This is a genomic window from Frigoribacterium sp. CFBP 13605 (assembly GCF_014839405.1).
Lineage (GTDB): Bacteria > Actinomycetota > Actinomycetes > Actinomycetales > Microbacteriaceae > Frigoribacterium.
Genome location: NZ_JACYNS010000010.1, coordinates 1 through 23,950, shown reverse-complemented (window position 1 = coordinate 23,950; position 23,950 = coordinate 1). Strand labels below are relative to the sequence as shown.

General features: G+C 72.4%; 23 protein-coding genes, 1 pseudogene and 1 riboswitch. Of the genes and pseudogenes, 12 read left to right on the top strand and 12 right to left on the bottom strand.

Annotated features, from left to right (window positions below; genetic code table 11):
• Positions 1-6 precede the first annotated feature (6 nt).
• Positions 7-858: a pyrroline-5-carboxylate reductase gene (gene proC / locus IFT36_RS04545; protein ID WP_192124553.1), complete on the bottom strand. Its 852-nt coding sequence runs from the start codon at positions 856-858 to the stop codon at positions 7-9.
• Positions 859-904: 46 nt separating this feature from the next.
• Between proC and IFT36_RS04540 the strand changes: the two genes are divergently transcribed.
• Positions 905-1,867 (top strand): cation diffusion facilitator family transporter, encoded by a 963-nt coding sequence (locus IFT36_RS04540; RefSeq protein ID WP_123570541.1) that lies wholly within the window; start codon positions 905-907, stop codon positions 1,865-1,867.
• Between the two features lie 39 nt (positions 1,868-1,906).
• On the opposite strand, the gene IFT36_RS04535 is transcribed toward IFT36_RS04540, so the two are convergent.
• Positions 1,907-2,353, bottom strand: coding sequence for a nucleoside deaminase (locus tag IFT36_RS04535; protein ID WP_200412533.1), 447 nt, complete (start codon positions 2,351-2,353; stop codon positions 1,907-1,909).
• Positions 2,354-2,446: 93 nt separating this feature from the next.
• On the opposite strand from IFT36_RS04535, the gene upp reads away from it, so the two are divergent.
• Positions 2,447-3,079 carry a uracil phosphoribosyltransferase gene (gene upp / locus IFT36_RS04530; protein ID WP_043593011.1) on the top strand — a complete coding sequence of 211 codons (633 nt, stop codon included), beginning with the start codon at positions 2,447-2,449 and terminating at the stop codon, positions 3,077-3,079.
• A gap of 497 nt (positions 3,080-3,576) precedes the next feature.
• Positions 3,577-4,353, top strand: coding sequence for a winged helix-turn-helix domain-containing protein (locus tag IFT36_RS04525; RefSeq protein ID WP_200412525.1), 777 nt, complete (start codon positions 3,577-3,579; stop codon positions 4,351-4,353).
• 20 nt (positions 4,354-4,373) lie between these two features.
• On the opposite strand, the gene IFT36_RS04520 is transcribed toward IFT36_RS04525, so the two are convergent.
• A complete protein-coding gene (locus tag IFT36_RS04520; RefSeq protein WP_200412524.1) occupies positions 4,374-7,370 on the bottom strand; it encodes a hypothetical protein in 2,997 nt (998 codons plus the stop codon).
• A gap of 384 nt (positions 7,371-7,754) precedes the next feature.
• On the opposite strand from IFT36_RS04520, the gene IFT36_RS04515 reads away from it, so the two are divergent.
• From IFT36_RS04515 to IFT36_RS04505, 3 genes are read left to right on the top strand one after another with little or no spacing between them, the layout of a single operon-like run.
• Entirely contained in the window at positions 7,755-8,207 is a 453-nt protein-coding gene (locus IFT36_RS04515; protein WP_200412523.1) for a MarR family winged helix-turn-helix transcriptional regulator, read from the top strand.
• Positions 8,204-9,577: a cryptochrome/photolyase family protein gene (locus IFT36_RS04510; RefSeq protein ID WP_200412522.1), complete on the top strand. Its 1,374-nt coding sequence runs from the start codon at positions 8,204-8,206 to the stop codon at positions 9,575-9,577. The genes IFT36_RS04515 and IFT36_RS04510 overlap by 4 nt, the downstream gene beginning before the upstream one ends.
• A 26-nt stretch (positions 9,578-9,603) precedes the next feature.
• Positions 9,604-11,028 (top strand): serine hydrolase domain-containing protein, encoded by a 1,425-nt coding sequence (locus IFT36_RS04505; RefSeq protein WP_200412521.1) that lies wholly within the window; start codon positions 9,604-9,606, stop codon positions 11,026-11,028.
• A 102-nt stretch (positions 11,029-11,130) separates the two neighbouring features.
• Here the strand turns inward: IFT36_RS04505 and IFT36_RS04500 are convergent, their stop codons facing one another.
• The gene (locus IFT36_RS04500; protein WP_192124545.1) at positions 11,131-12,063 is read right to left on the bottom strand and encodes a carbohydrate kinase family protein; all 933 of its coding nucleotides are present in this window, start codon (positions 12,061-12,063) and stop codon (positions 11,131-11,133) included.
• A 117-nt stretch (positions 12,064-12,180) separates the two neighbouring features.
• A complete protein-coding gene (locus tag IFT36_RS04495; RefSeq protein WP_307785026.1) occupies positions 12,181-12,630 on the bottom strand; it encodes a DoxX family protein in 450 nt (149 codons plus the stop codon).
• 277 nt (positions 12,631-12,907) lie between these two features.
• On the opposite strand from IFT36_RS04495, the gene IFT36_RS04490 reads away from it, so the two are divergent.
• Positions 12,908-13,693: an NAD-dependent epimerase/dehydratase family protein gene (locus IFT36_RS04490; RefSeq protein ID WP_200412519.1), complete on the top strand. Its 786-nt coding sequence runs from the start codon at positions 12,908-12,910 to the stop codon at positions 13,691-13,693.
• 52 nt (positions 13,694-13,745) lie between these two features.
• Entirely contained in the window at positions 13,746-14,189 is a 444-nt protein-coding gene (locus IFT36_RS04485; RefSeq protein ID WP_200412518.1) for a GNAT family N-acetyltransferase, read from the top strand.
• A gap of 37 nt (positions 14,190-14,226) precedes the next feature.
• Here the strand turns inward: IFT36_RS04485 and IFT36_RS04480 are convergent, their stop codons facing one another.
• The gene (locus IFT36_RS04480; RefSeq protein WP_056046623.1) at positions 14,227-14,697 is read right to left on the bottom strand and encodes an Lrp/AsnC family transcriptional regulator; all 471 of its coding nucleotides are present in this window, start codon (positions 14,695-14,697) and stop codon (positions 14,227-14,229) included.
• Between the two features lie 170 nt (positions 14,698-14,867).
• Between IFT36_RS04480 and ald the strand changes: the two genes are divergently transcribed.
• From ald to IFT36_RS04465, 3 genes are all read left to right on the top strand, one after another.
• Complete coding sequence (gene ald / locus IFT36_RS04475) at positions 14,868-15,977, top strand: alanine dehydrogenase (protein ID WP_123570549.1); 1,110 nt, start codon at positions 14,868-14,870, stop codon at positions 15,975-15,977.
• Positions 15,978-16,110: 133 nt separating this feature from the next.
• Positions 16,111-16,674 carry a TetR/AcrR family transcriptional regulator gene (locus IFT36_RS04470; protein ID WP_056046627.1) on the top strand — a complete coding sequence of 188 codons (564 nt, stop codon included), beginning with the start codon at positions 16,111-16,113 and terminating at the stop codon, positions 16,672-16,674.
• Between the two features lie 44 nt (positions 16,675-16,718).
• Positions 16,719-17,516: a dienelactone hydrolase family protein gene (locus IFT36_RS04465; protein ID WP_123570551.1), complete on the top strand. Its 798-nt coding sequence runs from the start codon at positions 16,719-16,721 to the stop codon at positions 17,514-17,516.
• A gap of 102 nt (positions 17,517-17,618) precedes the next feature.
• Here the strand turns inward: IFT36_RS04465 and ribH are convergent, their stop codons facing one another.
• The 6 genes and pseudogenes from ribH to IFT36_RS04435 all read right to left on the bottom strand — a co-directional run bounded on the left by ribH (position 17,619) and on the right by IFT36_RS04435 (position 22,781).
• Positions 17,619-18,119, bottom strand: a complete 501-nt coding sequence (gene ribH, locus IFT36_RS04460; protein ID WP_200412517.1) for a 6,7-dimethyl-8-ribityllumazine synthase — start codon at positions 18,117-18,119, stop codon at positions 17,619-17,621.
• A 32-nt stretch (positions 18,120-18,151) separates the two neighbouring features.
• Positions 18,152-18,805, bottom strand: a pseudogene (gene ribB, locus IFT36_RS04455) (3,4-dihydroxy-2-butanone-4-phosphate synthase); the annotation flags it as partial.
• Positions 18,806-18,855: 50 nt separating this feature from the next.
• Positions 18,856-19,554, bottom strand: a complete 699-nt coding sequence (locus IFT36_RS04450; protein ID WP_200412516.1) for a riboflavin synthase — start codon at positions 19,552-19,554, stop codon at positions 18,856-18,858.
• Between the two features lie 179 nt (positions 19,555-19,733).
• A riboswitch (FMN riboswitch) is annotated at positions 19,734-19,868 on the bottom strand.
• Positions 19,869-19,980: 112 nt separating this feature from the next.
• Positions 19,981-20,673 carry a pentapeptide repeat-containing protein gene (locus tag IFT36_RS04445; protein WP_200412515.1) on the bottom strand — a complete coding sequence of 231 codons (693 nt, stop codon included), beginning with the start codon at positions 20,671-20,673 and terminating at the stop codon, positions 19,981-19,983.
• A 70-nt stretch (positions 20,674-20,743) separates the two neighbouring features.
• Positions 20,744-22,168, bottom strand: a complete 1,425-nt coding sequence (locus IFT36_RS04440) for an L-serine ammonia-lyase (protein WP_192124535.1) — start codon at positions 22,166-22,168, stop codon at positions 20,744-20,746.
• Between the two features lie 97 nt (positions 22,169-22,265).
• Complete coding sequence (locus IFT36_RS04435; RefSeq protein WP_200412514.1) at positions 22,266-22,781, bottom strand: MarR family winged helix-turn-helix transcriptional regulator; 516 nt, start codon at positions 22,779-22,781, stop codon at positions 22,266-22,268.
• Positions 22,782-22,869: 88 nt separating this feature from the next.
• On the opposite strand from IFT36_RS04435, the gene IFT36_RS04430 reads away from it, so the two are divergent.
• A partial coding sequence (locus IFT36_RS04430) for an MMPL family transporter (protein ID WP_200412513.1) occupies positions 22,870-23,950 on the top strand: 1,081 nt, incomplete at its 3' end.

Genomic DNA, 23,950 nt, shown 5'->3' with positions numbered 1-23,950 from the left:
TCGCCCTCAGCGCCCTTCGGCGATCTCGCGGTTGCGGGCCAGGGCGGCCTGGGTCGCCCGCTCGAACAGCTCGAGCAGACCACCGTCGGCGAGTTCGGCCACGGCGCGCTCGGTCGTTCCGCCAGGGCTCGTGACACGGCGACGGAGTTCGGCCGGTGCGGCGTCGGCCGGCAGGACGTCGCTCGTCGCGAGCAGCTCGCTCGCGCCACGGAACGTGCCCTGCACCAGGGTGGCGGCCTGCGCGCGGGTGAAGCCCAACGCGACCGCCGCCTCCTGCAGTTGCTCGACGAGGTAGAAGACGTACGCGGGGCCCGAACCCGAGATCGTGCTGAGCGCGTCGATCTGCGCCTCGGGGACGACCACGACGTCGCCGACGACGGCGAAGAGCGACCGGGCCAGGGCCAGGTCGGCGTCGGTCGAGCGCGACCCGGCGCTCAGGCCGGTCACCCCGAGACCGACGTGCGACGGCGTGTTCGGCATGGAGCGCAGCACCGACACGGACTCGGGCAGCGCCGCCTCCATCGTGGCCGTCGTCACGCCGGCGGCCAGGCTCACGACGACGGCGCCCGCGTCGAGCACGGGACCGATCTCGTGCAGCAGGTCGACCACCATGTGCGGCTTCACGCCGATCAGCACCAGCCGCGCACCGACGACCGCGGAGGAGTTGGCGCTCGGGTCGGTCTCGGTGGCGAGGGAGGTGACCCCGCCGTGCCGCAGCGCGCGGGCCTTGACCTCGGTGCGGTTCGTCACCCGCACGCCCCCGTCGACGGACACCTCGGGGCGCAGCAGGCCCTGCAGGATCGCGCCGCCCATCGAGCCGGCTCCGAGAATCGCTGTGGTGGGGAGGGTGGTGACCATCCGGCCATCCTAGGATCGACCAGGACCACACGAGGGGATCTAACCGATGAGCAGTCACGGCGGCAACAAGGCGATCATCGCCGCACTCAGCGCGAACCTGGGCATCGCGGTGACGAAGTTCATCGCCTGGGCGTTCTCGGGGTCGTCGTCCATGCTCGCCGAGGGCGTCCACTCCCTGGCGGACTCGGGCAACCAGCTCCTGCTGCTGCTCGGTGGCCGCAAGGCGAAGAAGGCCGCCGACGCCGACCACCCCTTCGGCCACGGGCGCGAACGCTACGTCTACGCGTTCGTCGTCTCGATCATCCTGTTCAGCGTCGGTGGCGTGTTCTCGCTCTACGAGGGCGTCGAGAAGCTGCGCGAGCCGCACCCCCTCGAGGTGCCCTGGCTGCCCGTCCTCGTGCTCGCCATCTCGCTCGCCCTCGAGGGGTTCTCGCTGCGCACCGCGATCCGCGAGTCCCGCCCGAGCAAGGGTCAGCAGAGCTGGGTCGCGTTCGTGCGCCGGGCCAAGGCCCCCGAGCTGCCGGTCGTGCTGCTCGAGGACGCCGCCGCGCTGCTCGGCCTGTCGTTCGCCATGATCGGCGTCGTGCTCACCTGGATCACCGGTGACGGCGTCTTCGACGCGATCGGCACCCTGGCGATCGGCGTGCTGCTCGTCGCGGTGGCCGTGATCCTCGGCATCGAGACGAAGAGCCTGCTCGTCGGCGAGGGCGCCTCGGCCGAGGACGTCCAGAAGATCCGCGCCGCGATCACGGGCGGGCCCGAGGTCGAGTCGATCATCCACATGAAGACCCTCTACCTCGGTCCCGACGAGCTGCTCGTCGGCGTCAAGGTCGCGATGCCCGGCCGCACGGTGCTGGCCGACGTCGCGAGCGCCATCAACGCCGTCGAGTCGCGCATCCGCGAGGCCGTGCCGATCGCCCGCGTCATCTACGTCGAACCCGACGTCTGGGTCAAGCCGGGCCAGGTCGACCCGCCGACCGACGCGATCGTCATCCGCGCGGCCGACTGACCCGAGGAGGCGCGGGTCGGCCCTCGGGGTCGGCCCGCCTCAGTGCCCCTCGACGACGCGCCGCTCGGCGAAGAAGGCGTCGAGTCGAGCCCGGCACTCGGCCTCGCGCACGCCGGCGTACACCTCGGCGCGGTGCGGGAGCCTGCGGTCGCGGACGATGTCGTAGACGCTGCCCGCGCCTCCTGCCTTGTCGTCCCAGGCCCCGTAGACGAGCCGCGGGACCCGGGCGGCGAGCAGGGCTCCGGCGCACATGGGGCACGGTTCGAGGGTGACCACGAGCGTCGTGCCGGTGAGGTGCCAGTCGCCGGTGTGCGCCGCGGCGGCCCGCAGCGCGATCACCTCGGCGTGGGCGGTCGGGTCCTGCCGCAACTCGCGTTCGTTGCGGCCGGTCGCGATGACCAGGCCGTCGGCGTCGACCACCACGGCACCGACCGGCACGTCGGCCGAGACGTGGCACGCGTCGGCCTCGGCGAGGGCGAGCGACATCCAGTCGTCGAACTCGGGCGGGACGGCGATCACGGGGCCTCTGCGGGGTCGGGACGGCTCACGGAACCGGTCGACTCCGCTACCGTTGAGCCTATGCGAGTGCACGTAGCGGACCACCCCCTGATCACCCACAAGCTGACCGTGCTCCGCGACAAGAGCACACCCTCCCCCACCTTCCGGGCGCTGACCGAAGAACTCGTCACGCTGCTGGCCTACGAGGCCACGCGCGACGTCCGCACCAGCCCCGTCGACATCGAGACCCCGGTCGGTCCGACCACGGGTCTCGAGATCAGCCAGCCGCGTCCGCTCGTCGTGCCGATCCTGCGCGCCGGCCTCGGCATGCTCGAGGGCATGACCAAGCTCGTCCCCACGGCCGAGGTCGGATTCCTCGGCATGGTGCGCGACGAAGAGACCCTCCAGCCCACGACCTACGCCGAGCGTCTGCCCGACGACCTCTCGAACCGTCAGTGCTTCGTGCTCGACCCGATGCTCGCCACCGGCGGTTCGCTCATCGCGGCGATCGACTACCTGCTCGACCGCGGCGCCGTCGACGTCACGGCGGTCTGCATCCTGGCCGCGCCCGAGGGCCTCGCCGCCGTCGAGAAGGCGATGGAGGGCCGCGACGTCCACGTCGTGCTGGGCGCCGTCGACGAGAAGCTCAACGAGCAGGGTTACATCGTCCCGGGCCTCGGGGACGCGGGCGACCGCCTCTACGGGCTCGCCTGAGCCCCGTCGCCCCGACGCCGGACCGCGCCTCCTCGACCGCAGGAGGCGCGGTCCGGCGTTTCCGGGCCGCTCACGGTGCCGGAACGCGAACGTCGCTTGACATCGCGACGCGGGGTGTAACAAGATCGACCCCATGACTAACAGTGTGCTCACCCCGACCTCTCGTGAGGCCCTCGGGAGCACCGGCATGATGATGCCGATGCACGCTGTCATGTGTCGAATGTGTGCCTGATCCGGTCACACACCTCGCCGAGTCGAAGCTGCTGACACCGCCAGCTGAGCTCGTGACCCCACCCGGTCACTGAGCCACCGACTCCAGGATGCCCCGCGTCGCCACCCTCGACGCGCATCCCGAACGGTGCATCGCACCGACTGCTCGTGACGTACGGCACCATCGCCGGCGGGATCGAGCACCGACACACATCGAGCAGCCCCTCCGCACCCGACGACCCGTCGGCCCGAGGGACCGCCGCCGTCACGCAAGGACCCCGCCTGTCATGTCCCTCATCCTCGACCGCCCCGTCACCGCCACTCGCACCGTCTCGCCCGCCCGTTCCGCCGCCCCGACGCCCCTCCGCGAGGTCGCGCCCGCCCTCTCGGCCGCCCCCAGCGACGCGTCCGTCATCGCGAGCCCGCCTGCTCCCGCGGCCCCCCGACCCCGCGCCGTGCCCGAGGGCACCGAGGCCCGCGGCTTCGTCCTCTACGTCGGGCTCGACGAGCTCAAGGCCGCCGCCGACGGCACCTCGCTCGGCGACGTCGTCTCGCAGATCAAGGAGCTCGTCGGACGGATCGCCCCGTCGGCCGAGACGCACGCCGCCGTGGCCCTCGCCCCCGAGGGGGCCGGTGGCCGTGACGTCGAGGTCGTCCGCCTGGCCCTGCAGGACCCGGCCGCCCTGGCGAAGCGCCGGCAGGTCACCGAGGACGACGAGCCCGGTGCCCGAGGCGGCGTCGTCGTCGACATCTCGCGCAAGCGCCTGCTGCTGGACGGCGACGTGGCTCCCCTGACGTACAAGGAGTTCGAGCTGCTGCAGTACCTCGTCCTGCGCGAGGGCCGCACCATCGAACGAGCAGAGCTGATCTCGAGCCTCTGGGCCGACGGCGACGACGAGGTGCCGAACGAACGCACCATCGACGTGCACGTCCGTCGACTGCGGTCGAAACTCGGCGCCTTCGAGGACATCGTCCGCACCGTCCGCGGGGTCGGCTACCGCTTCGACCGACACGCGGACGTCTCGATCCGTCACGCGTCGACCCCGTCGCCCGACGTGTTCTGAGCCCGGGTTCGACAGCCGCGTCAGCCCAGGGGGACTCCATTGGCTTCGAGCAACGGGATGACGTAATCGCTCCGGATCTTCGACGGGAACCTCTTGATGTCGGCAGCGATGGACTCGAGGACGTCACGCCAACGTTGGTCGACCATCAGGTCTGATCTGCCCGCGGTGGGTACCGAGTGACGCACGATGAAGAAGGCGGACATGAGGTCGGAGACCGGGGCGTCTGACGTCAGGAGGCGCGCAACATAGTCGTGCACGACCTCCCTGTTCCTCTTGTGGTGGTGTCCAATCGACGTGCGCGACTGCGCGACGATCGCGTAAGCGATGTGGGCGCTCTTGTCGGAAGGACGCGCATGGGGTCGACCCCTGGCGCGCTTTTCGTTCCAGTCGCGCGTGAGCAAGAAGTCCGCCGCCTTGGCGAACTCGTCGGCATCCCCGACGGGTACCTCGTCTAGGACGGCGCCGATGCAGGCGTAAACCAGCCCCAGGGCGAACCCGGCGTCTTCGCTGCGTCGGAGTTCGGCGAGCACCCCTGAGTCCCGAGTGTGCAGATGGGCGACGACCGAGGTCATGACGGCTGACGGGGACGCGTGGGCCACGGCGCATTCGACGAACAGCTGCGCCGCGGGCCCCCCGATCTTGGCCTGGTCGGTGCCCACCAGCCGGGTGAGCACGTCTAACCGATCGGCACGGGCCTGGAGAGGAGAAGCGGACAACGCCGACGCGAGGACCTGTAGGGCGTACACGCCGGTTGCCGACGCTTCGACGTCGTCGTACCGTCGTTCGAGCACTCGAAGGGTGTCGTCGCGGGTCCAGACGTCGGGGCGAGCATGCAGCATCCAGAAGAAAAGGGCATAGACGTCGCCCGGGGCTGACGTGGCCGCATCGAGGAATCTCGTCGCCTGCCCGGCGAGACGGTGCTGCAACCCGGCATCGAGCACCGGCGCCGACAGCCAGAGCGCTCCGTTGTCGGCGTCGGGTACGAGCAATCGCCTCCAGACCCTCGAGAGGAGGGCAGGATCGACCGCCAGGCGTTCAGCATCGCGGAACAGCGACCGACTGACGTATCTGCCCAGGGCGCGCTGCGTCGACGTCTCGGGATGCACCCAGGGTCGGAGGACCTCGACCAAGCCATCGGGGTCCATGGCAGAGAGTCCGACCACGGTGCCGGCGATGCGCCTGCCCCAGGCAATCTCGGCGCGGGACTCGACGGCGCCATCGACCCGGGCCACGACGCCCGAACTGCTCAGGGCCCGGATCGATCGCTCGGCGACGTTGAGTTCGGTCGTCGAGGCAGCCCTGCCGAAGACGTCTCGTCGCACTTTCTCCCAAGCTACGGACTCGCCCCCCCGCTTCGAGAGACGGGCAGCGAGTCGGTCGATCAATTCTGCCAGTCGATCACGCTCGCCAGCGGACTCACCACCAGTCAGGACGACGAGCCGCCAGAACTCGTCAAGGAATCCGTCCTCGGTGAGCCCGCCTGCCGTCGACTCGACCTGGGCGTCGGCGTCGGCGTCGGCGTCGGCGTCGGCAAGCATCGTCAGGATCGATGCAACCACCGGACGGCAGAGCAGCGCGTACGTGCCCGGACTCCCCGGCACGTCGGCGGCGTGGGCGATGGCATCGATGCCCACGACCCGGGTGGATTCGAGCATTCGGAAACCGACACGCTTCTCGACCACTAGCGGGTCAAGTTCGAACCACCCCGATGCCGCATGGCGAGAGGACCCTCTGAGCGCGTCGTCCACGACACCGTGTCGCTGCCAGAAGTTCCGGTCGCGGGCGTCTAGCAGCAAGTCGAGTGAGAGGCTGTCGGCGGTGAGGGTCCATCGCAGACGGCGACGCCCGCTCGCCGCCTCGATGCTGTCGCGCAGCTCTTGGGCGAATGTCGGATCGACCGCTGCCCATTCGTCCGAGTCCTCGACGATGACGAGCAAGGCCGCGCCGAACGCGTCCAGGCTGCTCTCGAGACCGTCGACGGTGGCAAAGTCGAATCCGAAGACGTCCGACGCCTGCGCGAGCAGCGTCTCGCGGAGACCGCCACGACCTCGATGAAGGACCACCGACGGCGTCCCTCGGCCTAGGGCCCCGAGGGCGATCGACGCCACGAAGTCCGACTTGCCCGTGCCCCAGGCTCCGGCGATCGGCAGGCAGTCCTGGTAGCGAGGCGTCGCGGCCTGGGCCCGCAACCACCCGGCCGCCCCGCGCACATCTGACGGTCCGGTCCCCGACGCAGGCCCGGCCACGGCTCGCACGAGGGAGTCGAGGGCGTCACGGAAACGGCGATCGTTGATCGACATCAGGGTCGATGCGTGACGCGCGCCGGCCTGTGGCCTCGGGAGGCGGCGCTGGACGAGGTGTCGGCCTGCGGCCTCCTCGAGCTTCTCGATCTTGGCCAGCACCTCCGCCCCCCAGCCGAAGTCGAAGTCGAAGTCGTCGTCGTCGAATTCCCAGGGCACCTCGCCGGCCCCGGGAGGGCGCCGTGATCGGATCAGATCAAGCGCGTGCCGGGACCGGACCCGTGCGAGGGCGACGTGCGTGGCCGTGAATCCCGCCACCTGCATGCGCGAGACACGACGGGCGACGTCGGTGACGATGTCGAGGATCAAGGCCTGGCTGTACTCGGGATCGAGGAGTGCTGCGTCGAGGGACTCAACGAGGAACCGCTTTGAGACCGCGGCCTGCGCAGTCGTCGCCCCGTCGAGCGGATGACGTTCGAGCCACCCTTCGACGATCACGTCGGTAGATCCTGAGGCGTCCACCAGTTGTCGAGCAGTCGGCACGGATAGCCTCGCGAGCAGGTCGACGGCCAGTTGGACCCCGGCGACGAGGTCGTCTGCGCCGGTGCGCTCACTTCTGCACCAGGCTGCCAACTGCGTGGCCACGTCTTTCTGAAAACGCGTCGGAACGGGGCGCCCCCTTCGGACCGCTTCGGGCGCGGTCAGGCGGTGCCACAGCGCCCCTCCTGCCTCGGACAACACCCCTTCGGCGATGGCCATCCCGATTGCAGCAAGCATGTGCCCTCTCCCTGACGGCGTCGCCTCTCTGCCGCGGCCGCCCCACGCGATGCCCTGATGCTAGACGACCTCTAGCAGATGGGACGAGTCATGGTCCACGGCGCCGAACGGACCCGAGTTCCCAGGAATTCCTCGGGTCCACCCCTGGACCACCGTTACCGATCCGTTATAGATTGTGTCTCGCCGACGTCGTTTGCTGTGGCGGCCGAGGCGGAATGTGATTGCAGGACACTCCTGGTGCAAGGGAAGAGGGCCGGTCGCCATCGGGCGACCGGCCCTCTGTCGTGTACCCCCGGGTACACGCTCGCTCGTCGCCGCCCCCGCGCGTCGGCCCGAGGTCGGTGGCCTTTCGTAGACTCGACCCCGACGAACGTGAGGGACGACATGAGCGAGACATCGATGGCCGTGGGGGCCTGGGAAGCCCTGTTCCGGGCCCAGGTCAGCGTCATGCGTGAACTGACCGAGTGCTTCCCGACCCACGAGATCTCGTTCAACGAGTACGACGTGTTGTTCAACCTGTCCAACCAGCCCGATCGGCGGGCCCGCATCCGCGACCTGACCCGCCACCTGTTGCTGACGCAGCCGAGCATCAGCCGTCTCGTCGACCGACTGGCGTCGAAGGGCATCGTCGAGAAGGCCTCCGACCCCGGCGACGGCCGGGGCATCATCGTGACCATGACGGACGAGGGCTACGACCTCTACCGGCGCACGGCGGTCAGCCACGCCGAGGCCATCCGACGTCGCGTGGGCGGAGCACTCGACGACGACGAACTGGCCTCGCTCGCCGATCTGTGCACCAAGCTGCGGCTCGGCACGCCGGTCGGGACGGACGCATGACCTCCCCTTCCATCGTCTGGTTGCGCGACGACCTGCGCCTCGCCGACAACCCCGCCCTCGTGGCCGCCGTCGAGCGCGGCGAGCCGGTCGTCGTCCTCTTCCTGCTCGACGACGAGACCGACGGCCTCCGCCCCCTCGGCGGGGCCTCACGCTGGTGGCTGCACCACAGCCTCGCCGCCCTCGCCGAGTCGCTGGAGGCCGTCGGTGGGCGACTCACGCTGCGTCGGGGTCCCCAAGCACGCGAACTCCCCCGTCTCGTCGACGAGGTGGGCGCGGGCGCCGTCTTCTGGAACCGCCGGTACGGCCTGGCCGCCCGCGACGCCGACGCCGGGCTCAAATCGTCGCTGCGCGAGCGTGGGCTCGACGTGCGCAGCTTCCAGGCGAACCTCATGTTCGAACCGTGGACCATCCAGACCGGGCAGGGCCAGCCGTTCAAGGTCTTCACGCCGTTCTGGCGCGCCTGCCTCGACCGGCCCGAACCCCGCCACCCCGAGGCGGCACCCGACGAGCTGCACGTCCCCCACGCGACGCCCGACAGCGACGACCTCGACTCGTGGGCGCTGCTGCCCACGACCCCCGACTGGTCGGCCGGCCTGCGCGACGCCTGGACCCCGGGCGAGGCGTCGGCCCTCGACACCCTCGAACGTTTCGCCACCGGCCACCTGGCCGACTACGGCCTGCGCGACGAGCCGGCCCAAGAGGCGACGAGCCACCTCTCGCCGCACCTCCGCTTCGGCGAGGTCAGCCCGTTCCAGGTCTGGCACCGCATGCGCGGCGACCTGGCACCCGACGCCCGAGAACAGGCCTCGGGCTTCCTGCGCGAACTCGTGTGGCGCGAGTTCAACCACACCGTCCTCTTCGCGAACCCGCACCTCGCCACGAAGAACTACCGGCCGGAGTTCGACGAGTTCCCGTGGCACGAACTCGAACCCGGCGAACTCGAGGCGTGGCAGCAGGGCACGACCGGCATCCCGCTGGTCGACGCGGGCATGCGAGAGCTGTGGACGACCGGGTACATGCACAACCGGGTTCGCATGGTCACGGCGAGCTTCCTGGTCAAGAACCTGTTGGCCGACTGGCGGGTGGGCGAGCAGTGGTTCTGGGACACCCTGGTCGACGCGGACGAGGCGAACAACCCCGCGAACTGGCAGTGGACGGCCGGCTCGGGCGCGGACGCGGCCCCGTACTTCCGCGTGTTCAACCCCGTCCTGCAGGCCGACAAGTTCGACAAGCACCGCGACTACGTGCGGCGCTGGGTCCCCGAGGTCGACACCGACTCGTACCCCGAGCCCATGGTCGACCTCAAGGCCTCCCGCCGGGCCGCGCTCGACGCCTACGAAGCCATGCGCCGCACCACGCGCACCGAATGACCCCGCCCCTCGAGAGGACCGCCTCCGTGACGACGTCATCACGACCCGACCGCACCGAACCACCCACGGGGATCGACGCCGTGTTCGCCGCACGCGCTCCCGAGCGGCGCGGCCCGAGCGCCGCGTGGGCGACCTTCGACCGTTCGGGCGTCACGCACGACGGCTCCTACGGCCAGGTCGCCCCCGGCACCGCGCCCGGCGTCGACACGGCGTACCGCATCGCCTCGTGCACGAAGAGCTTCACCGCCACCGCCCTGCTCGCCCAGCGCGACGCCGGGCTCGTGTCCCTCGACGCACCGATCACCGACTTCGTGCCCGCCTTCGCCGACGTGGCCCTGCCCACCGCCGACTCCCCCGTGCCGACCCTGCGCATGCTCCTGACCATGTCGGCCGGCTTCCCCACTGACGATCCGTGGGGCGACCGGCAAGAATCCCTCACCGACGACGGACTCGACGCCCTGCTGCGGGCCGGGCTCAGCTTCGACAGCGTGCCGGGCACCACCTTCGCCTACTCCAACCTCGGCTTCGCCCTCGTGGGCCGGGCGATCGCGGCCGTCGCCGGCAGGCCCTACCGTGAGGTCGTCGAGTCGACGATCCTCGAACCGCTCGGCCTGACGGCCACCGGCTTCGAGGCGACCGTGCGGGCGACGGGCGGCGTCGCGATCGGCCATCGCCGCACCTCCGACGGGGGTGACCCCCTGCCGTTCTCAGGCCCGGGCGCGTTCTCGCCGATCGGCGGCTTGTTCAGCACCGTGACCGATCTGGCGCGCTGGGCGCGCTGGCTGGGTTCCGCCTTCGACCCCGAGGGCCGCGGCGACCTCGACGGCATCCTCTCGCGCGCCTCCCGACGCGAGATGCAACAGGTGCAGCGTTTCGTCCCCGCCCGGGTCGGGCACCCCGGCGGCTACGGGTTCGGCCTGTTCGTCGAGCACTACCCCGACCACGGCCCCGTCGTGTCGCACAGCGGGGGCTACCCCGGGTTCTCGGCCCACATGCGCTGGCAGACCGCGACCGGCCTCGGCGGGGTCGGGTTCGAGAACGCGACCTATTCGAAGGTCTCCGAGCCGATCGGGCTCGCGCTCGACGGCCTGATGGCCGAGCACCCCGACGCCCGCGTCGTCGTGCGGCCGTGGCCCGAGACGTCGGCGGCCCGCGAGGCGGTCGAGGCCGTCGTCCTCGGCGGCGCCGTGCCCGACGGGTTGTTCAGCGAGAACGTCGAAGCGGACCTGCCGCTCGACCGACGCCGCGCCTCCTGGGCCGCCGCCGTCGAGTCCGTGGGCGGCTGGGACGACGACGGCGAGGCATCGCCGCCCGACGAGTCGTCCGCGCCCTCGCACGTCGTCTGGCGACGACGGGGAGTCCGGGGCGTCGTCCGGTTCGAGATCCGGCTCACCCCCGAGCGTCCGCCCCGGGTCCAGACCGTGTTGGTGAGCGCCGAGAGCGCACGGTAGCCGAGGGCTCGTCGAGCCAGGCGTCGTCAGCCGGGCAAGGCGTCGTCACGCGGGCCAGGCGTCGTCAGGCGGGCCCGACGCTGTCAGGCGGGCCCGACACGGTCAGGCGGGCGGCCGTCCTCCGGCGACCCCGGCGGCACGGGCGGCGGCACGGGCCCCACTCCGACCCGCGACCCCCAGGCTGCCCGTCGTCGCCCACGCGGCGATGAACCCGGCCGAGAACGCGTCCACGAGGCCCACCGAGTCGACCCAGCGCGAGACGACCCCGTCGACCACGACCGGTTGCTGCCCCCGCGAGACCACGACGGCACCCCCGTCGTCGGCGACGATCGCGACCACGCCGACCTGCTCGGCGAGCGCCGTCGCCGACGCGACCGGGTCGTCCAGCCCGGTGAGCTCGCGAGCGGTCTCGTCCGACGGGAAGAACAGGTCGGCTCCGTGCACGGCCGCGAGGAACGCCGACGCCCCGAAGCGGCGGACGATCGAGGCGCTGCCCGGGGCGACCGAGACGAGCGCCCCCGCCTCCCGGGCCCGTCCCACGAGGCGTCGGAGGGCGACCGGGCTGCGGGACTGGGCGACGGTGTAGCCCGTGAAGTGCACGAGACCGGCCCCGGCGACCAGGTCGTCGGGGACGTCGTCGGGGCTCAGCGAGGCACCGGCCCCCCGATCGGTGAACATGATGCGCGACGAGCCGTCGACGGTGATGACGACCGTGCCCGTCGGGTCGTGGGCGTCGTAGGACAGACGGGCCACGACCCCCGCGTTGGCGAGCAGTTGCGCGTGGCGTTGCAGGTCGGCCGTGCCGACCCGACCGACGAACGAGACCTCGACCCCCAACGACCCGAGCCACGCCGCCGTGTTCGCCGCCGAACCCCCGGCCCGGTGCCGGATGGTGGCGGCCGTCTCGGTCCCGGTGCCGTCCTCCGCCCGGGGGGTGACGATGATGTCGTCGAGGACGTCCCCGAAGACGAGGACGGGCGACCCGGTGCGGGGTCGGCCGCCGGAGCGGCGGAAGCGGTCGCTGGCGGGGATCATCGGCATCCAGCCGACCACGGATCGGGGGCCGGGACGGGACGAGGAGGCGCAAATCACCCTCGCGGGTGCGTCACGTTCACCCGTCCCGGCCTCGCGCCCGGCCCGCTCGGCCCCGACTCAGACGGTGGCGGGCAGCGGGGCCGAGGCCTCGCGACGGGCGCGCCGGCCCCGGACGACCAGGGCGTCGAGGGCGAAGCGGCCCGGCCCCGTGAGCACGACCGCGACGGAGACGACCGCCAGGACGAGGACGTACTCGAACCCACCCGTCGTCGAGTAGAAGCCGTTCGGCAGGTGGACGGCGACCAGGGCGACGACCGCCGTCACCGCCAGGAGCGCGGCGGCGACACGGGTGGCGACGCCGACCACGAGCGCGACGCCACCGGCGAGCTCGGTGACGGCCGCGGCCGGGGCGGCGACCTCGGCGAGCGGGATGCCCATGCCCCCGAAGGCGCCCTGCGTCGCGGCGAGGCCGTCGACGGCGAGCTTCTGCCAGCCATGGGCGACGAACACGACCCCGAGGACGACGCGGACGAGGAGGAGGCCGAGGGACGAGAGAGCTGACGACACGAGGTGCCTTTCGGTCGGGGACGGGGTCGTGGCACGTCGTCGGGCCCTCCGCCACGGTAGGAGGTGACGCGTCACCGACCGGGGTCGTGGAGATCCCTGCCAGGCCTTCGCCAGAGCCTTGTCAGGCTCGGGTGGGGCATCCGGGGGACGCGGGGACGCGTCGCGAGGGCGGTTCGGCGGACGCGTGGCGTGCCCCGCGAGCGCTGTCGGTGGTCCGGGGCAGGATCGGGGCAGGACCACGGGCGGGCCGACGAGCCGCCGACGAGAGGCGGCACACATGGCGACCATCGCGATCACGGGAGGCTCGGGCCGCATCGCGACCTGGGTCCGCCCTCTTCTGCTCGAGGCCGGCCACGACCTGCGGCTGCTCGACGTGGTCACGTCACCCGGCGACCTCCGACGACGAGAGACCTTCGAGCACGTCGGCGTGACCGATCTCGACTCCCTCACCGTGGCGTTCTCCGGGGCCGACCTGGTCGTCCACCTCGCGTCGCACGCCAGCGAGCGCACGTGGCACGAGATCCGCGACCTCAACGTCGAGAGCGCCTACGTGGCACACGAGGCCGCCCGTCGGGCCGGCGTGACCCGGCTGCTCGCGGCCAGCTCGGTGCACGCCGTCGGGTTCGAACCGGGCTCGAGCGCCGCCGACCACGACGTGCCGGCCCCCCGGCCCGACACCTTCTACGGCGTCAGCAAGGTGCTGCTCGAGGCGGTGGGCAGCCTGTACGCCGACCGCTTCGGCTCGACCGTGGTGTCGGCGCGCATCATGACGGCCGAGGTCGAGCCGCACGACGTCCGCAGCCTCGGCACCTGGCTGTCCCCGGCCGACGCGACGCGGCTGATCCTGGCCACCCTGACGACGGCACCGGCCGGGCACCACGTCGTCTGGGGTGTCAGTCGCAACACCCGTCGCGTCGTGTCGCTCGCGGCGGGCGAGGCCATCGGCTACCACCCCGAGGACGACGCCGAGGCGTTCGCCGACCGCTTCGCCGGTCAGGTCCTGCCCCCCGACGCACCCGTCGGCGGGGACTTCACGACCATGCCGTTGGGCGAGACCCGGTGACCCGCCCGAGGGCGGCATCCGGTCACGCGCGCGAGGCCGATAGCGTGGCCGTGTGACCCCCACCCAGCACTCGTCGTCCGTCGCCGAGATCGACCCCGTCGTCCTCTACGAGATCCTCCGCCTCCGGGTCGACGTCTTCGTCGTCGAACAGGAGTGCCCCTACCCCGAGCTCGACGGGCGCGACCTCGAGCCGAGCGCGCGCCTCCTCTGGTCCACCGACGACGACGCCCGGATCCTGGCGACGCTCCGGGTGCTGCACGACGGCGACGACCGTCGCATCGGCCGGGTGGCGACGGCGTCGTCGGCTCGCGGTCGTGGGCTCGCCGCCGACCTCATGCGGTCGGCCGTCGTCGAGTGCGACGGTCGACTGGTCCGGCTCGACGCCCAGGCCCACCTCTCGGGCTGGTACGCCCGGTTCGGCTTCGTGGTCGACGGTGACGAGTTCCTCGAGGACGGCATCCCCCACCTGCCGATGACGCTCGCCGCCACGCGCTGACGCCGGCCCCTGGCTCGGCACGGCACCGGCTGATCGGTCAGACGGTCGGGCCGGGGTGGTGGTGCTCGAAGACCAGGCTGGTCCGGGTCGAGGCGACGGCCGGGTGCGCCGAGAGGTGGTCGAGGACGAACTCGCGGACGTCGTTCGTGTCGCGGACGGCCAGGTGGATGATGAAGTCCTCGGACCCGCCGAGGAAGAACAGCTGCACCACCTGCGGCAGGGCCCGGATCTCGGCCGAGAAGGCGGCGATCCGCTGTCGGGCCGACGCGAGGATCGTCACGCTGATCAGCGCCTGCAGGTCGAGTCCGAGCGCCGACAGGTCGACGTCGGCTCCGAAGCCGGCGACGACGCCGCGCTCGACGAGGGACCGGAGGCGCGCGAGACAGGTCGACGGAGCGATCCCGACCTGCGCGGCCAACGTGGCGTTGGGGGTGCGACTGTTCGCGAGCAGCAGGCGCACGAGCTGCCGGTCGATCTCGTCGAGCCGAACGTCCTTCGTCGCAGCCATGCCTCGTCCCGTCCCTCACCGTCGATCGTGCGGCCGGGCGGGGCCTGCACAGAATCTCGTGCGGAGAGCTTGGCACGCATCGGCACGAAACAGCACACTGACCTCAGTTCGGCGAACAGAGGCGTGCACCGGCCGCCCGTCGTCGAGGCCACTCCCCGAGAGGACGAACCATGCGCGTCGGCATCCCCACCGAGATCAAGAACAACGAGAACCGCGTCGCCGCGACCCCGGCCGGCGTCCACGAGTTCTCCCGCCGTGGACACGACGTGATCGTGCAGGCCGGCGCCGGACGGGGGTCGGGGTTCACGGACGCCGAGTTCGTCGCCGCGGGTGCGACGGTCGTGGACGACGCGGCCGACGTCTGGGGCGAGGCCGATCTGCTGATGAAGGTCAAGGAGCCGATCGCGGCCGAGTACCCGCTCATGCGGGCGGACCAGACCCTCTTCACCTACCTGCACCTCGCGGCCTCACCCGAGTGCACCGAGGCCGTCCTCGCGTCCGGCACGACCGCGATCGCCTACGAGACGGTCCAGCGGGACGATCGCAGCCTGCCGCTGCTCTCGCCCATGAGCGAGGTCGCCGGCCGCCTCTCCACGATGGTCGGCGCCTACCACCTCATGAAGCCGATCGGGGGCACGGGCGTGCTGCTCGGGGGCGTCCCCGGCACCCCGAAGGCGAAGGTGGTGGTGATCGGCGGCGGCGTCGCCGGTGAACACGCCGCGGCGAACGCCCTCGGCCTCGGCGCCGACGTGACCGTCATCGACGTGTCGCTTCCGCGCCTCCGCGCCCTCGAGGTGCAGTTCGGCGGCAGGGTGCAGACCCGCGCCTCGACGGCCTACGAGATCGGCGCCCAGGTCGCGGCCGCCGACCTGGTGATCGGGTCGGTGCTGATCCCCGGCGCACAGGCCCCCAAGCTCGTCACCGACGAGATGGTGGCGTCGATGCGTCCCGGGTCGGTGCTCGTCGACATCGCCATCGACCAGGGCGGCTGCTTCGAGGGCTCGCGCGCGACCACGCACGACGACCCCACCTTCGCCGTCCACGACAGCGTCTACTACTGCGTCGCCAACATGCCCGGCGCGGTCCCCCAGACCTCGACCCGGGCCCTGACGAACGCGACCATGCCCTACGCACTCGCCCTCGCCGACCGGGGGTGGCGTGACGCCATCGCGGCCGATGCGTCGTTGGCCCGCGGCGTCAACGCCGTCGCGGGGCAGATCACCAACGCGGGCGTCGCGGCGGCGGCCGGCGTCGACCTGGTGGACGCCCGCGCGCTCTGACCCGTCCGACGACGCGACGGCCCACCTCCGCGACGGCGCCCTCCCGGACGCGGGGCGAACCGGTCCGGCCGGTAAGCGAAGACCTCTCTCCGAACCAGGTGGTCCGGAGAGGTGCAGCCCCTATGCTCTGGGCATGGCACGACGACCCACCCCTCCGCGGGAGCGGCTGCTCGAGGCGGCGCGGACCGAGTTCGCGGCCCGCGGCCTCGCCGGAGCCCGCGTCGACACGATCGCGCGCGACGCCGAGGCGAGCAAAGAACGGCTCTACGCCCACTTCTCGACCAAGCGGGACCTGTTCGACGCCGCCCTCGGCGAGAGCATCGGCCGCTGGGTCGCGGTCGTCCCCTTCGACGCCCACGACCTGCCGGGCTGGGCCAGCGCGCTCTACGACCACCTGGCGTCGAACCCCGACGACGCGCGCCTCCTGCTCTGGGGCCAGATCGAGGGCGTCGCCCTGCCGAGCCCCGGCGTGCTCGACCACGGTCAGCTCGAGGCGCGCCGTGACTCGGTGCGTGCGGCCCAGGACGCGGGCGACATCTCGTCCGGCTGGGACGCCGACGAGTTGCTGACCATGGTCTTCGGCGTCGTGCTGGCCTGGTTCGTCACGCCCGAGGCCACCAACCTGCACACCGGCCCGCAGCAGCGTCGGTGCGACGTCGTCCGCCAGGCCGTCGCCCGCATCGTCGACCCCGGCTGAACCGCCCCCGGCACCGTCCGACCCGCCGGGAGTAGCGTCCCCGTGTGACCACGACCGAACCCACTCCCGCCCTCTCCCCCGACCTTCAGCGCGTCCTCGACAGCGTGCCCGACCCGGGCGGCGTCACGACGTCGGACGAGGTCTACGCGGCGACCGACGTCGATCTCGAGGGGTTCCTCGCGACGCCGGCCGGCGCCTCCTCGTCCGGGCTCGTGCCCGGCGTGCTCGTGCTGCACGACTGGTTCGGCGTCGTCGACCACGTCAAGGTGCGCGCGCAGATGCTCGCGCGGCTCGGCTACGTGGCGTTGGCCGGCGACGTCTACGGGCAGGGGGTCCGCCCGTCGCCCGAGGAGGCCGCCGGCGAGGCGGGCAAGTACTACGGTGACGTCGCGCTGTTCCGGTCGCGCCTGCTCGCGAACCTCGAGCGCCTGCGCGCCGAGCCGGGCGTCGACCCGTCGCGGATCGCGGTGATGGGCTACTGCTTCGGCGGCTCGGGTGCCCTCGAGCTGGCCCGCGCGGGTGCCGACGTCGCCGGCGTCGTGTCGTTCCACGGAGGGCTCGGGACGGGGATGCCCGCCGAGAAGGGTGCCGTGACGGCCCCGCTGCTCGTCATGACGGGTGCCGCCGACCCGGTGGTGCCCGACGAGGCCGTGGTCGGCTTCGAGGACGAGATGCGCGCCGCCGAGGCACCCGACTGGCAGGTGCTGAGCTACAGCGGCGTCATGCACGCCTTCGCCGTCCCCGGGACGGACGCACCCGATCACGGGGCCCAGTACGACGCCCGCGCGGATCGTCGCTCGTGGCAGCAGCTCGAGACGTTCCTGTCCGAGGTCTTCGCCTAGGCCCGAGGGGCCCGAGGGTCCCGACGGGCGCGACGGGCAGGACGCCAGACCGTCAGGAGGCGCGGTGCCGGGACGCTCGTCGCCCCGGCACCGCCTCCGTCGTCAGAAGCCGGCCACGCGGGCCGTGCCGGCCCGGGCCAGCTCGCGCAGCTGGACGGCCGTCGCGACGGCGGCGTGGGCGGCCTCGGCACCCTTGTCCTCCTTCGAGCCGGGGAGGCCTGCCCGGTCGAGGCCCTGCTGCTCGTCGTCGAGGGTGAGCACGCCGAACCCGACGGGCTTGCCCGTGTCGAGCGTCACCCGCAGCAGGCCCGAGGTCGCGGCGTCGGACACGTACTCGAAGTGCGGCGTGCCGCCGCGGATGATGACGCCGAGGGCCACGACCGCGTCGGCCCCGGCCTCGAGCGCGGCCTTCGCGACGACGGGCAGTTCGAAGCTGCCGGGCACGCGCACGACCGTGGCCGTGGCGCCGAGGCGCTCGACCGTCGACAGCGCGCCGGCCAGCAGGCCGTCGGTGATCGTCTCGTGCCAGGTGCCGGCGACGATCGTGACACGGATTCCCGTGCCGTCGACGTCGAGTTCGGTGGGGGCGCCTTCTCCGCTCATGCGGGGTCTCCTTCGGTCGTGCGGGTGGTGGTGGTGGTATCGGCGGTGGCGTCGGTGGTCGGTGTCTCCGGCGCCGAGCCGGGTTCGTCGAGGTCGCGGTCGCCCAGCCAGGAGACGAGATCGGCGATCGTCACGACCGGCACGCCCTGGCGGGCCCCGAAGTCGAGCAGAGCCCGCAGGCGCATCATCTCGCCGTCGTCGCCCACGATCTCGCTGATGACGGCCACGGGTCGCAGCCCCGCGGCCTTCATCAGGTCGACCGAGGCCTCGGTGTGGCCGTCACGCTCACGCACTCCGCCGTCACGGGCGCGCAGCGGCAGGACGTGCCCGGGGCGGTGCAGGTCGTCGCGCACGCTGGTCGGCGACGCGAGCGTGCGGAGGGTCGTCGCCCGGTCGGAGGCGCTGATCCCCGTGGTCACGCCAGCCGCCGCGTCGACGCTGACCGTGTAGGCCGTGCCCCGGGCGTCCTCGTTGTGGGCGACCATCGGCGGCAGGTCGAGTCGGTCGGCGATCTCGTTCGTCATCGGTGCGCAGACGAAACCGGAGGACACCCGGACCGTCCAGGCGATCCACTCGGCCGAGGCCAACTCGGCCGACAGGACGACGTCGCCCTCGTTCTCGCGGGACTCGTCGTCGACCACCACGACCGGGCGACCACGGCGCAGGTGCTCGAGGGCGAGCTCGATCGGGGCGAGGCGCGAGTCGACCCGCCCCTCCTCCCGGGGCGTCGACACGGTCACGGGCGCCCCGTCACGGCGGCGTCCCGCGGGTCCGCCGCGTCGGCCGGGGCGGCCGGGGCGGCCGCACCGCGCGGGCCGTCGGCGTCGAGCGCGTCCAGTCGCAGCATGCGGCGCACGTGGCGGGCGAGCACGTCGGTCTCGACGTTGACGCGGTCGCCGACGGCCTTGCCGCCCAGGGTCGTCACGGCGAGCGTCTCGGGGATGAGGCTGACCTCGAACCAGCCCGGCAGCTCGCCGGGTTCGCTGATCGCGCTCACCGTGAGGCTGACGCCGTCGAGCGTCACCGACCCCTTGTCGACGAGCAGGGGCGCGAGGTCGTCGGCGAGGTCGAACCGGACCCGACGCCAGGCCTCGCCCTCTTCGATCTCGACGACCGTGGCCGTGCCGTCGACGTGGCCCTGGACGATGTGACCGCCCAGGCGGTCGCCGACGCGGGCGGCTCGTTCGAGGTTGACGGGCGTGCCGGGACCGAACGTCCCCACGGTGCTCATGGCCAGGGTCTGCCGCATGACGTCGGCCGTGAAGGTGTCCCCCTGCTGCTCGACCACCGTCAGGCAGACGCCGCTGACCGAGATGGAGTCACCGTGCGCGGCGTCGGTCAGCACGGCGGGGCCGTGGACCGTCAGGCGGACGCTGTCCCCCTGGTCGGCGACGCGCTCGACGCGTCCGAGTTCTTCGACGAGGCCGGTGAACATCAGCGCACCACCGGGCCCGTCGGGTCGGTGGGTCGGTGCGTGCGTGCATCGGGCCCGGGCGTGGTCGCCTGCGTCGTCATGTCGTCCTCCGGTCTGCCTGGCTGTGTGCCGAGGGCTCTCCGGGGTGCGCGACGCGAGGGTCGGCATCGGCCCGGGGGTCCGCTGACGGACGACCGGGCCCGCGCCACCTCTCATCCGGACTATGACCGTCGGTACCGGGGTTCCACCGGTTCAACCGGCCGCCACCTCTCGGGGACGACGCGGGTCGCGGACTGTGACCGCCGGCTCAGATTTTCACTGACCCCGGAGCGCATTGCTCTGTCGGCGACGATAGCACCGCCGCCTCGTGCGGCCCCGACGTGTTCGGCCAGGGCGTAGCCGGGCGTCGCACGGGCGGCCCGGGCTCAGCCGTCGACGAGCCCGGGCTCAGCCGACGACGAGCCCGAGGTGAGCCGCCATCGTCGGGGCGAAGGTCGCCAGCTGCAGGTCGTCGATGGTCGCGCCACGAAGCCCTTCGAAACCGTCGATGCGGGAGAAGTCGCTGGTGCGCAGATCGGTGTGCGACAAGGAGGCGCGGGTCACGTCGAGCGTGCCGATGCGGCAGTCGACCAGCGCGACCCGCAGGGCCTGCACACCCCCGAGGTCGAGTTCGCCGATCGTGCAGCCCTCGATCACGACGTCGGTGAGGCGCGCCCCGCGCAGGTTGAGGAAGTCGATCTTGCCGCCGACCAGGTGGACCGACCGCAGTTCGGCGTCGAACAGCTCCGCCGACCCCCACCGGGGTCGCTCGACGCGGACGTCACGCCAGGTGCTGCGCGAGGCGGCGAGCTCGGGGGCGAACGAGTCGGCCAGCACCGACTCGACCAGGCGGGCGCCCCGCAGTCGGGCCGATCCGAGCCACGGCGACTCGAAGACGCACTCAGTGAACTCGGACCCCTCGAGGTCGCGACCGGTCAGGTCGGCGTCGACGTACCGTTCGAGCTCACGGCTGTCGCGCGGACCCAGCAGGTCGGTGCCGAGATCGACGAGCCCCTGGGGGTCGACGGGGTCGAGCCGCGGGGCGTCGGTGCCCCCCGGGGTCGCGGGGCGGGACGGCGTGGGGCGGCGCGACGGGGTCATGCGACGAGGCTAGCGGCGGGGTGCGACACGACCCGAGGAACGTCCGGGCGGGCGTCCGACGCGGACGTTCTCAGCACTCGATGACGTTGACCGCGAGCCCGGCGCGGCTGGTCTCCTTGTAGCTGTCCTTCATGTCGCGGCCGGTCTGGCGCATCGTCTCGATGACGGTGTCGAGGCTGACGACGTGGCTGCCGTCGCCGAGCAGGGCCATGCGGGTGGCGGCGACCGCCGTGCCCGCCGCGATGGCGTTGCGCTCGATGCAGGGCACCTGCACGAAGCCGCCCACGGGGTCGCAGGTGAGGCCGAGGTGGTGCTCCATGGCGATCTCGGCCGCGTTCTCGACCTGGCGGGGCGTCCCGCCGAGCAGGGCGGTCAGCGCGCCGGCGGCCATCGACGCGGCCGAGCCGACCTCGCCCTGACAACCGGCCTCGGCCCCCGAGATCGACGCGTTGCGCTTGTAGAGCGACCCGATCGCCGCCGCCGTCAGCAGGAAGGTGCGGGACAGCTCGTGATCGGTCGCACCGTGGAACCTCATGGCGTAGTAGGCGACCGCCGGGATGATGCCGGCCGCGCCGTTGGTCGGGGCGGTGACGACGCGCCCGCCGCCCGCGTTCTCTTCGTTGACGGCCATCGCGTAGGCCTGCAGCCACTGGGCCGGCAGGTCGGAGGCCAACAGCGAGGAGGCGCGGCCCTGGTCGATCGCCGAGCCGCCGAGGGCGAAGGCGGTCGCCCGCTCGTCCTGCTGGCGCAGCATGGTCGCGAACTGCCGGGCGCGTCGGGGCACCTTCATCCAGCCGGGCAGGACGCCCGTGGCCTCGAGACCCGCGTCGACGCAGGCCCGCATGGCCGCCCAGCGTGAGTCGAGCCCCACCGCGGCGTCGGCCTCGCCGTGCAGCGCGACCTCGTTGCGCCAGGCGAGGTCGGCGATCGACGCGCCTTCGGAGTCGCAGAGGCGCAGCAGGTCGTCCGCGTCGGTGAAGGCGAACGGCGCCTCGGCGGTGGGCACGGCCCGCTCGTCGTCACCGTCCCGCACGACGAAGCCCCCGCCGACCGAGAAGTAGACCTCGCGGGCGAGGCTCTCGCCGTGAGCGTCGAAGGCCTCGACGCTCATCGCGTTGGGGTGCCGGGGCATGCGCGTCAGCGGCGCCATGCGCAGGTCGTTGGGGGCGAAGGCGATCTGGTGCCGGCCGAGCAGCCGCAGGCCGCCGCCCTGCTCGACCGCCTGCTGCATGCCCGAGACGACCTCGGGGTCGCAGGTCTCGGGTTGCATGCCCGCGAGGCCGGCGAGGACGGCCGACGGCGTGCCGTGGCCGAGGCCGGTGGCGGCGAGCGAGCCGTAGAGCACGGCCTCGACCCGCACGACGTCGGTCAGCCGGCCGTCGACGTCGAGACCGAGCAGGAACTCGCGGGCGGCCCTCATGGGGCCGACGGTGTGCGAGCTCGAGGGGCCGATGCCGATCGAGAAGAGATCGAGGGCCGAGACGTGGTCGGTCACGGAGAACCTGCCTTCCGGGGTCACCACGACGTTACCCGCTCCCGCCGACGCGCAGGAGGTCGGGACCGTGCGCCACCCCGAGGAGGCGCGGGTCACCTCAGGCGGGTCGCCCCACCTCGCGGGCCCGCTCCGCCATCGCGCCCGACATGCCCTCGAGGAACCGTCGGACGGTCTCGAGCTCGGCCTCGTCGAACTCGGCCATGACCCGGTCGCTCATCACGCCGAGCGGCCCGAAGAACGCGCCCGCGACCTCACGGGCGCGATCCGAGTAGCGGACGAGCACCCGGCGCCGATCGGCGTCGTCGCGGCTGCGGTGCACGTGCCCGACCTTCTCGAGGCGGTCGATGACTCCGGTCGCCGCCCCCGAGGTGACGCCCAGGAGCTCGCCGAGACCGCCGGCGGTGACGGGGTCGCCGTCGCGCTCGGCCTGCATGACGTGCAGCAGCGCCTCGAGGTCGATGTGGCCGAGACCGTGTCGCGAGGCGAAGGCCTGGGCGAGCTTCTGGGACTCGGTGGTCAGCCGTTGCATGTGGGTGACGATCTCGTCGGCCTGCGGCGAGCGCGACGGACGGGTCGACGGGGCCGTGGGGCCCGGGTCTCTCGGGGTGGGCATGGAACCTCCTGCGTGACGAGTCTGGTCGATGCTCCTGTGATCTGCAATACTCTTAGCCCCTAAGACATTCAGCGACTGAAGGATCACCATGCGCACCCTCGCCCGCATCGTCAGCGGCCACCGCTCCGCCTGGGCGGTGCTCGCCGCGACGGCCGTCGCCGTCGCCCTGCTCTTCACGGTCCTGCCGCAGAGCGAGGGCGACGCGGCCCCGCCGTCGGGCGTCCCCGACACGAGCCAGTCGGCCCAGGTGGCCGTGCTGCTCACGACCTTCCCGAGTGCCGAGACGACGGTGGGCATCCTGGTCTTCAGCCACGACGGCGACCGGCTCGACGCCGCCGACCTGACCGCCGTCGACGAGCGGGCCGCCGCCCTCGCCGAACTCGCCACGACCCCGCAGGCCGTCCGGCCGCAGATCAGCGACGACGGCACCGCGGCGATCGTGGCCGTCCCGCTCGACGCCACGACGGTCGACGCCGACGTCGCGGGCACGGCGACGAGCCTGCGGGACGCGGCCTCGGCCGACCTGCCCGCCGGGCTGGACGCCCTGCTCACCGGGCCGATCGGGTTCCAGGACGACATCGCGAACGCCTTCGCCGGGGCCGACTTCCGGCTCCTGCTGGTCACGGTGGTCGTCGTGGCCGTGTTGCTGATCGTCACCTATCGCAGCCCCGTGCTGTGGATCGTGCCGCTGGCCGTCGTCGGTGCCGCGGACGCCCTGGCCGGCCGGGTCGCAGCCGCCGTCGCCGAACCCCTTGGCATCCCGCTCGACGCCTCGATCTCGGGCATCCTCTCGGTGCTCGTCTTCGGCGCGGGCACCAACTACGCCCTGCTGCTCGTCGCGCGTTACCGTGAAGAACTGCTGCTCGAGCCCGACCGCCATCGCGCGATGCGCACGGCCGTGAGGAGCGCCGGGCCCGCCATCGCGGCCAGCGGCGGCACGGTCGCCCTGAGCCTCCTCACGCTGCTGCTCGCGTCGCTCACGGGCAACCGGGCCCTCGGCCTCGCCTGTGCGATCGGCGTCGGCGTCGCGATCGTGTTCGCCCTCGTCGCCCTGCCGGCGGCCCTGGTGGTCTGCGGTCGCGGGCTGTTCTGGCCCTTCGTGCCCCGCGCCTCCTCGTCCGGGCGCGACAGCGTGCCCGACGGGGCCGACGCGGCGCGGACGGCCGACG

Excerpts from the sequence above, each read along its gene's own strand:
- proC (WP_192124553.1), bottom strand. The coding sequence starts at position 858 with ATGGTCACCACCCTCCCCACCACAGCGATTCTCGGAGCCGGCTCGATG.
- IFT36_RS04540 (WP_123570541.1), top strand. The coding sequence starts at position 905 with ATGAGCAGTCACGGCGGCAACAAGGCGATCATCGCCGCACTCAGCGCG.
- IFT36_RS04535 (WP_200412533.1), bottom strand. The coding sequence starts at position 2,353 with ATGTCGCTCGCCCTCGCCGAGGCCGACGCGTGCCACGTCTCGGCCGAC.
- upp (WP_043593011.1), top strand. The coding sequence starts at position 2,447 with ATGCGAGTGCACGTAGCGGACCACCCCCTGATCACCCACAAGCTGACC.
- IFT36_RS04525 (WP_200412525.1), top strand. The coding sequence starts at position 3,577 with ATGTCCCTCATCCTCGACCGCCCCGTCACCGCCACTCGCACCGTCTCG.
- IFT36_RS04520 (WP_200412524.1), bottom strand. The coding sequence starts at position 7,370 with ATGCTTGCTGCAATCGGGATGGCCATCGCCGAAGGGGTGTTGTCCGAG.
- IFT36_RS04515 (WP_200412523.1), top strand. The coding sequence starts at position 7,755 with ATGAGCGAGACATCGATGGCCGTGGGGGCCTGGGAAGCCCTGTTCCGG.
- IFT36_RS04510 (WP_200412522.1), top strand. The coding sequence starts at position 8,204 with ATGACCTCCCCTTCCATCGTCTGGTTGCGCGACGACCTGCGCCTCGCC.
- IFT36_RS04500 (WP_192124545.1), bottom strand. The coding sequence starts at position 12,063 with ATGATCCCCGCCAGCGACCGCTTCCGCCGCTCCGGCGGCCGACCCCGC.
- IFT36_RS04490 (WP_200412519.1), top strand. The coding sequence starts at position 12,908 with ATGGCGACCATCGCGATCACGGGAGGCTCGGGCCGCATCGCGACCTGG.
- IFT36_RS04480 (WP_056046623.1), bottom strand. The coding sequence starts at position 14,697 with ATGGCTGCGACGAAGGACGTTCGGCTCGACGAGATCGACCGGCAGCTC.
- ald (WP_123570549.1), top strand. The coding sequence starts at position 14,868 with ATGCGCGTCGGCATCCCCACCGAGATCAAGAACAACGAGAACCGCGTC.
- IFT36_RS04470 (WP_056046627.1), top strand. The coding sequence starts at position 16,111 with ATGGCACGACGACCCACCCCTCCGCGGGAGCGGCTGCTCGAGGCGGCG.
- ribH (WP_200412517.1), bottom strand. The coding sequence starts at position 18,119 with ATGAGCGGAGAAGGCGCCCCCACCGAACTCGACGTCGACGGCACGGGA.
- IFT36_RS04450 (WP_200412516.1), bottom strand. The coding sequence starts at position 19,554 with ATGTTCACCGGCCTCGTCGAAGAACTCGGACGCGTCGAGCGCGTCGCC.
- IFT36_RS04445 (WP_200412515.1), bottom strand. The coding sequence starts at position 20,673 with ATGACCCCGTCGCGCCGCCCCACGCCGTCCCGCCCCGCGACCCCGGGG.
- IFT36_RS04435 (WP_200412514.1), bottom strand. The coding sequence starts at position 22,781 with ATGCCCACCCCGAGAGACCCGGGCCCCACGGCCCCGTCGACCCGTCCG.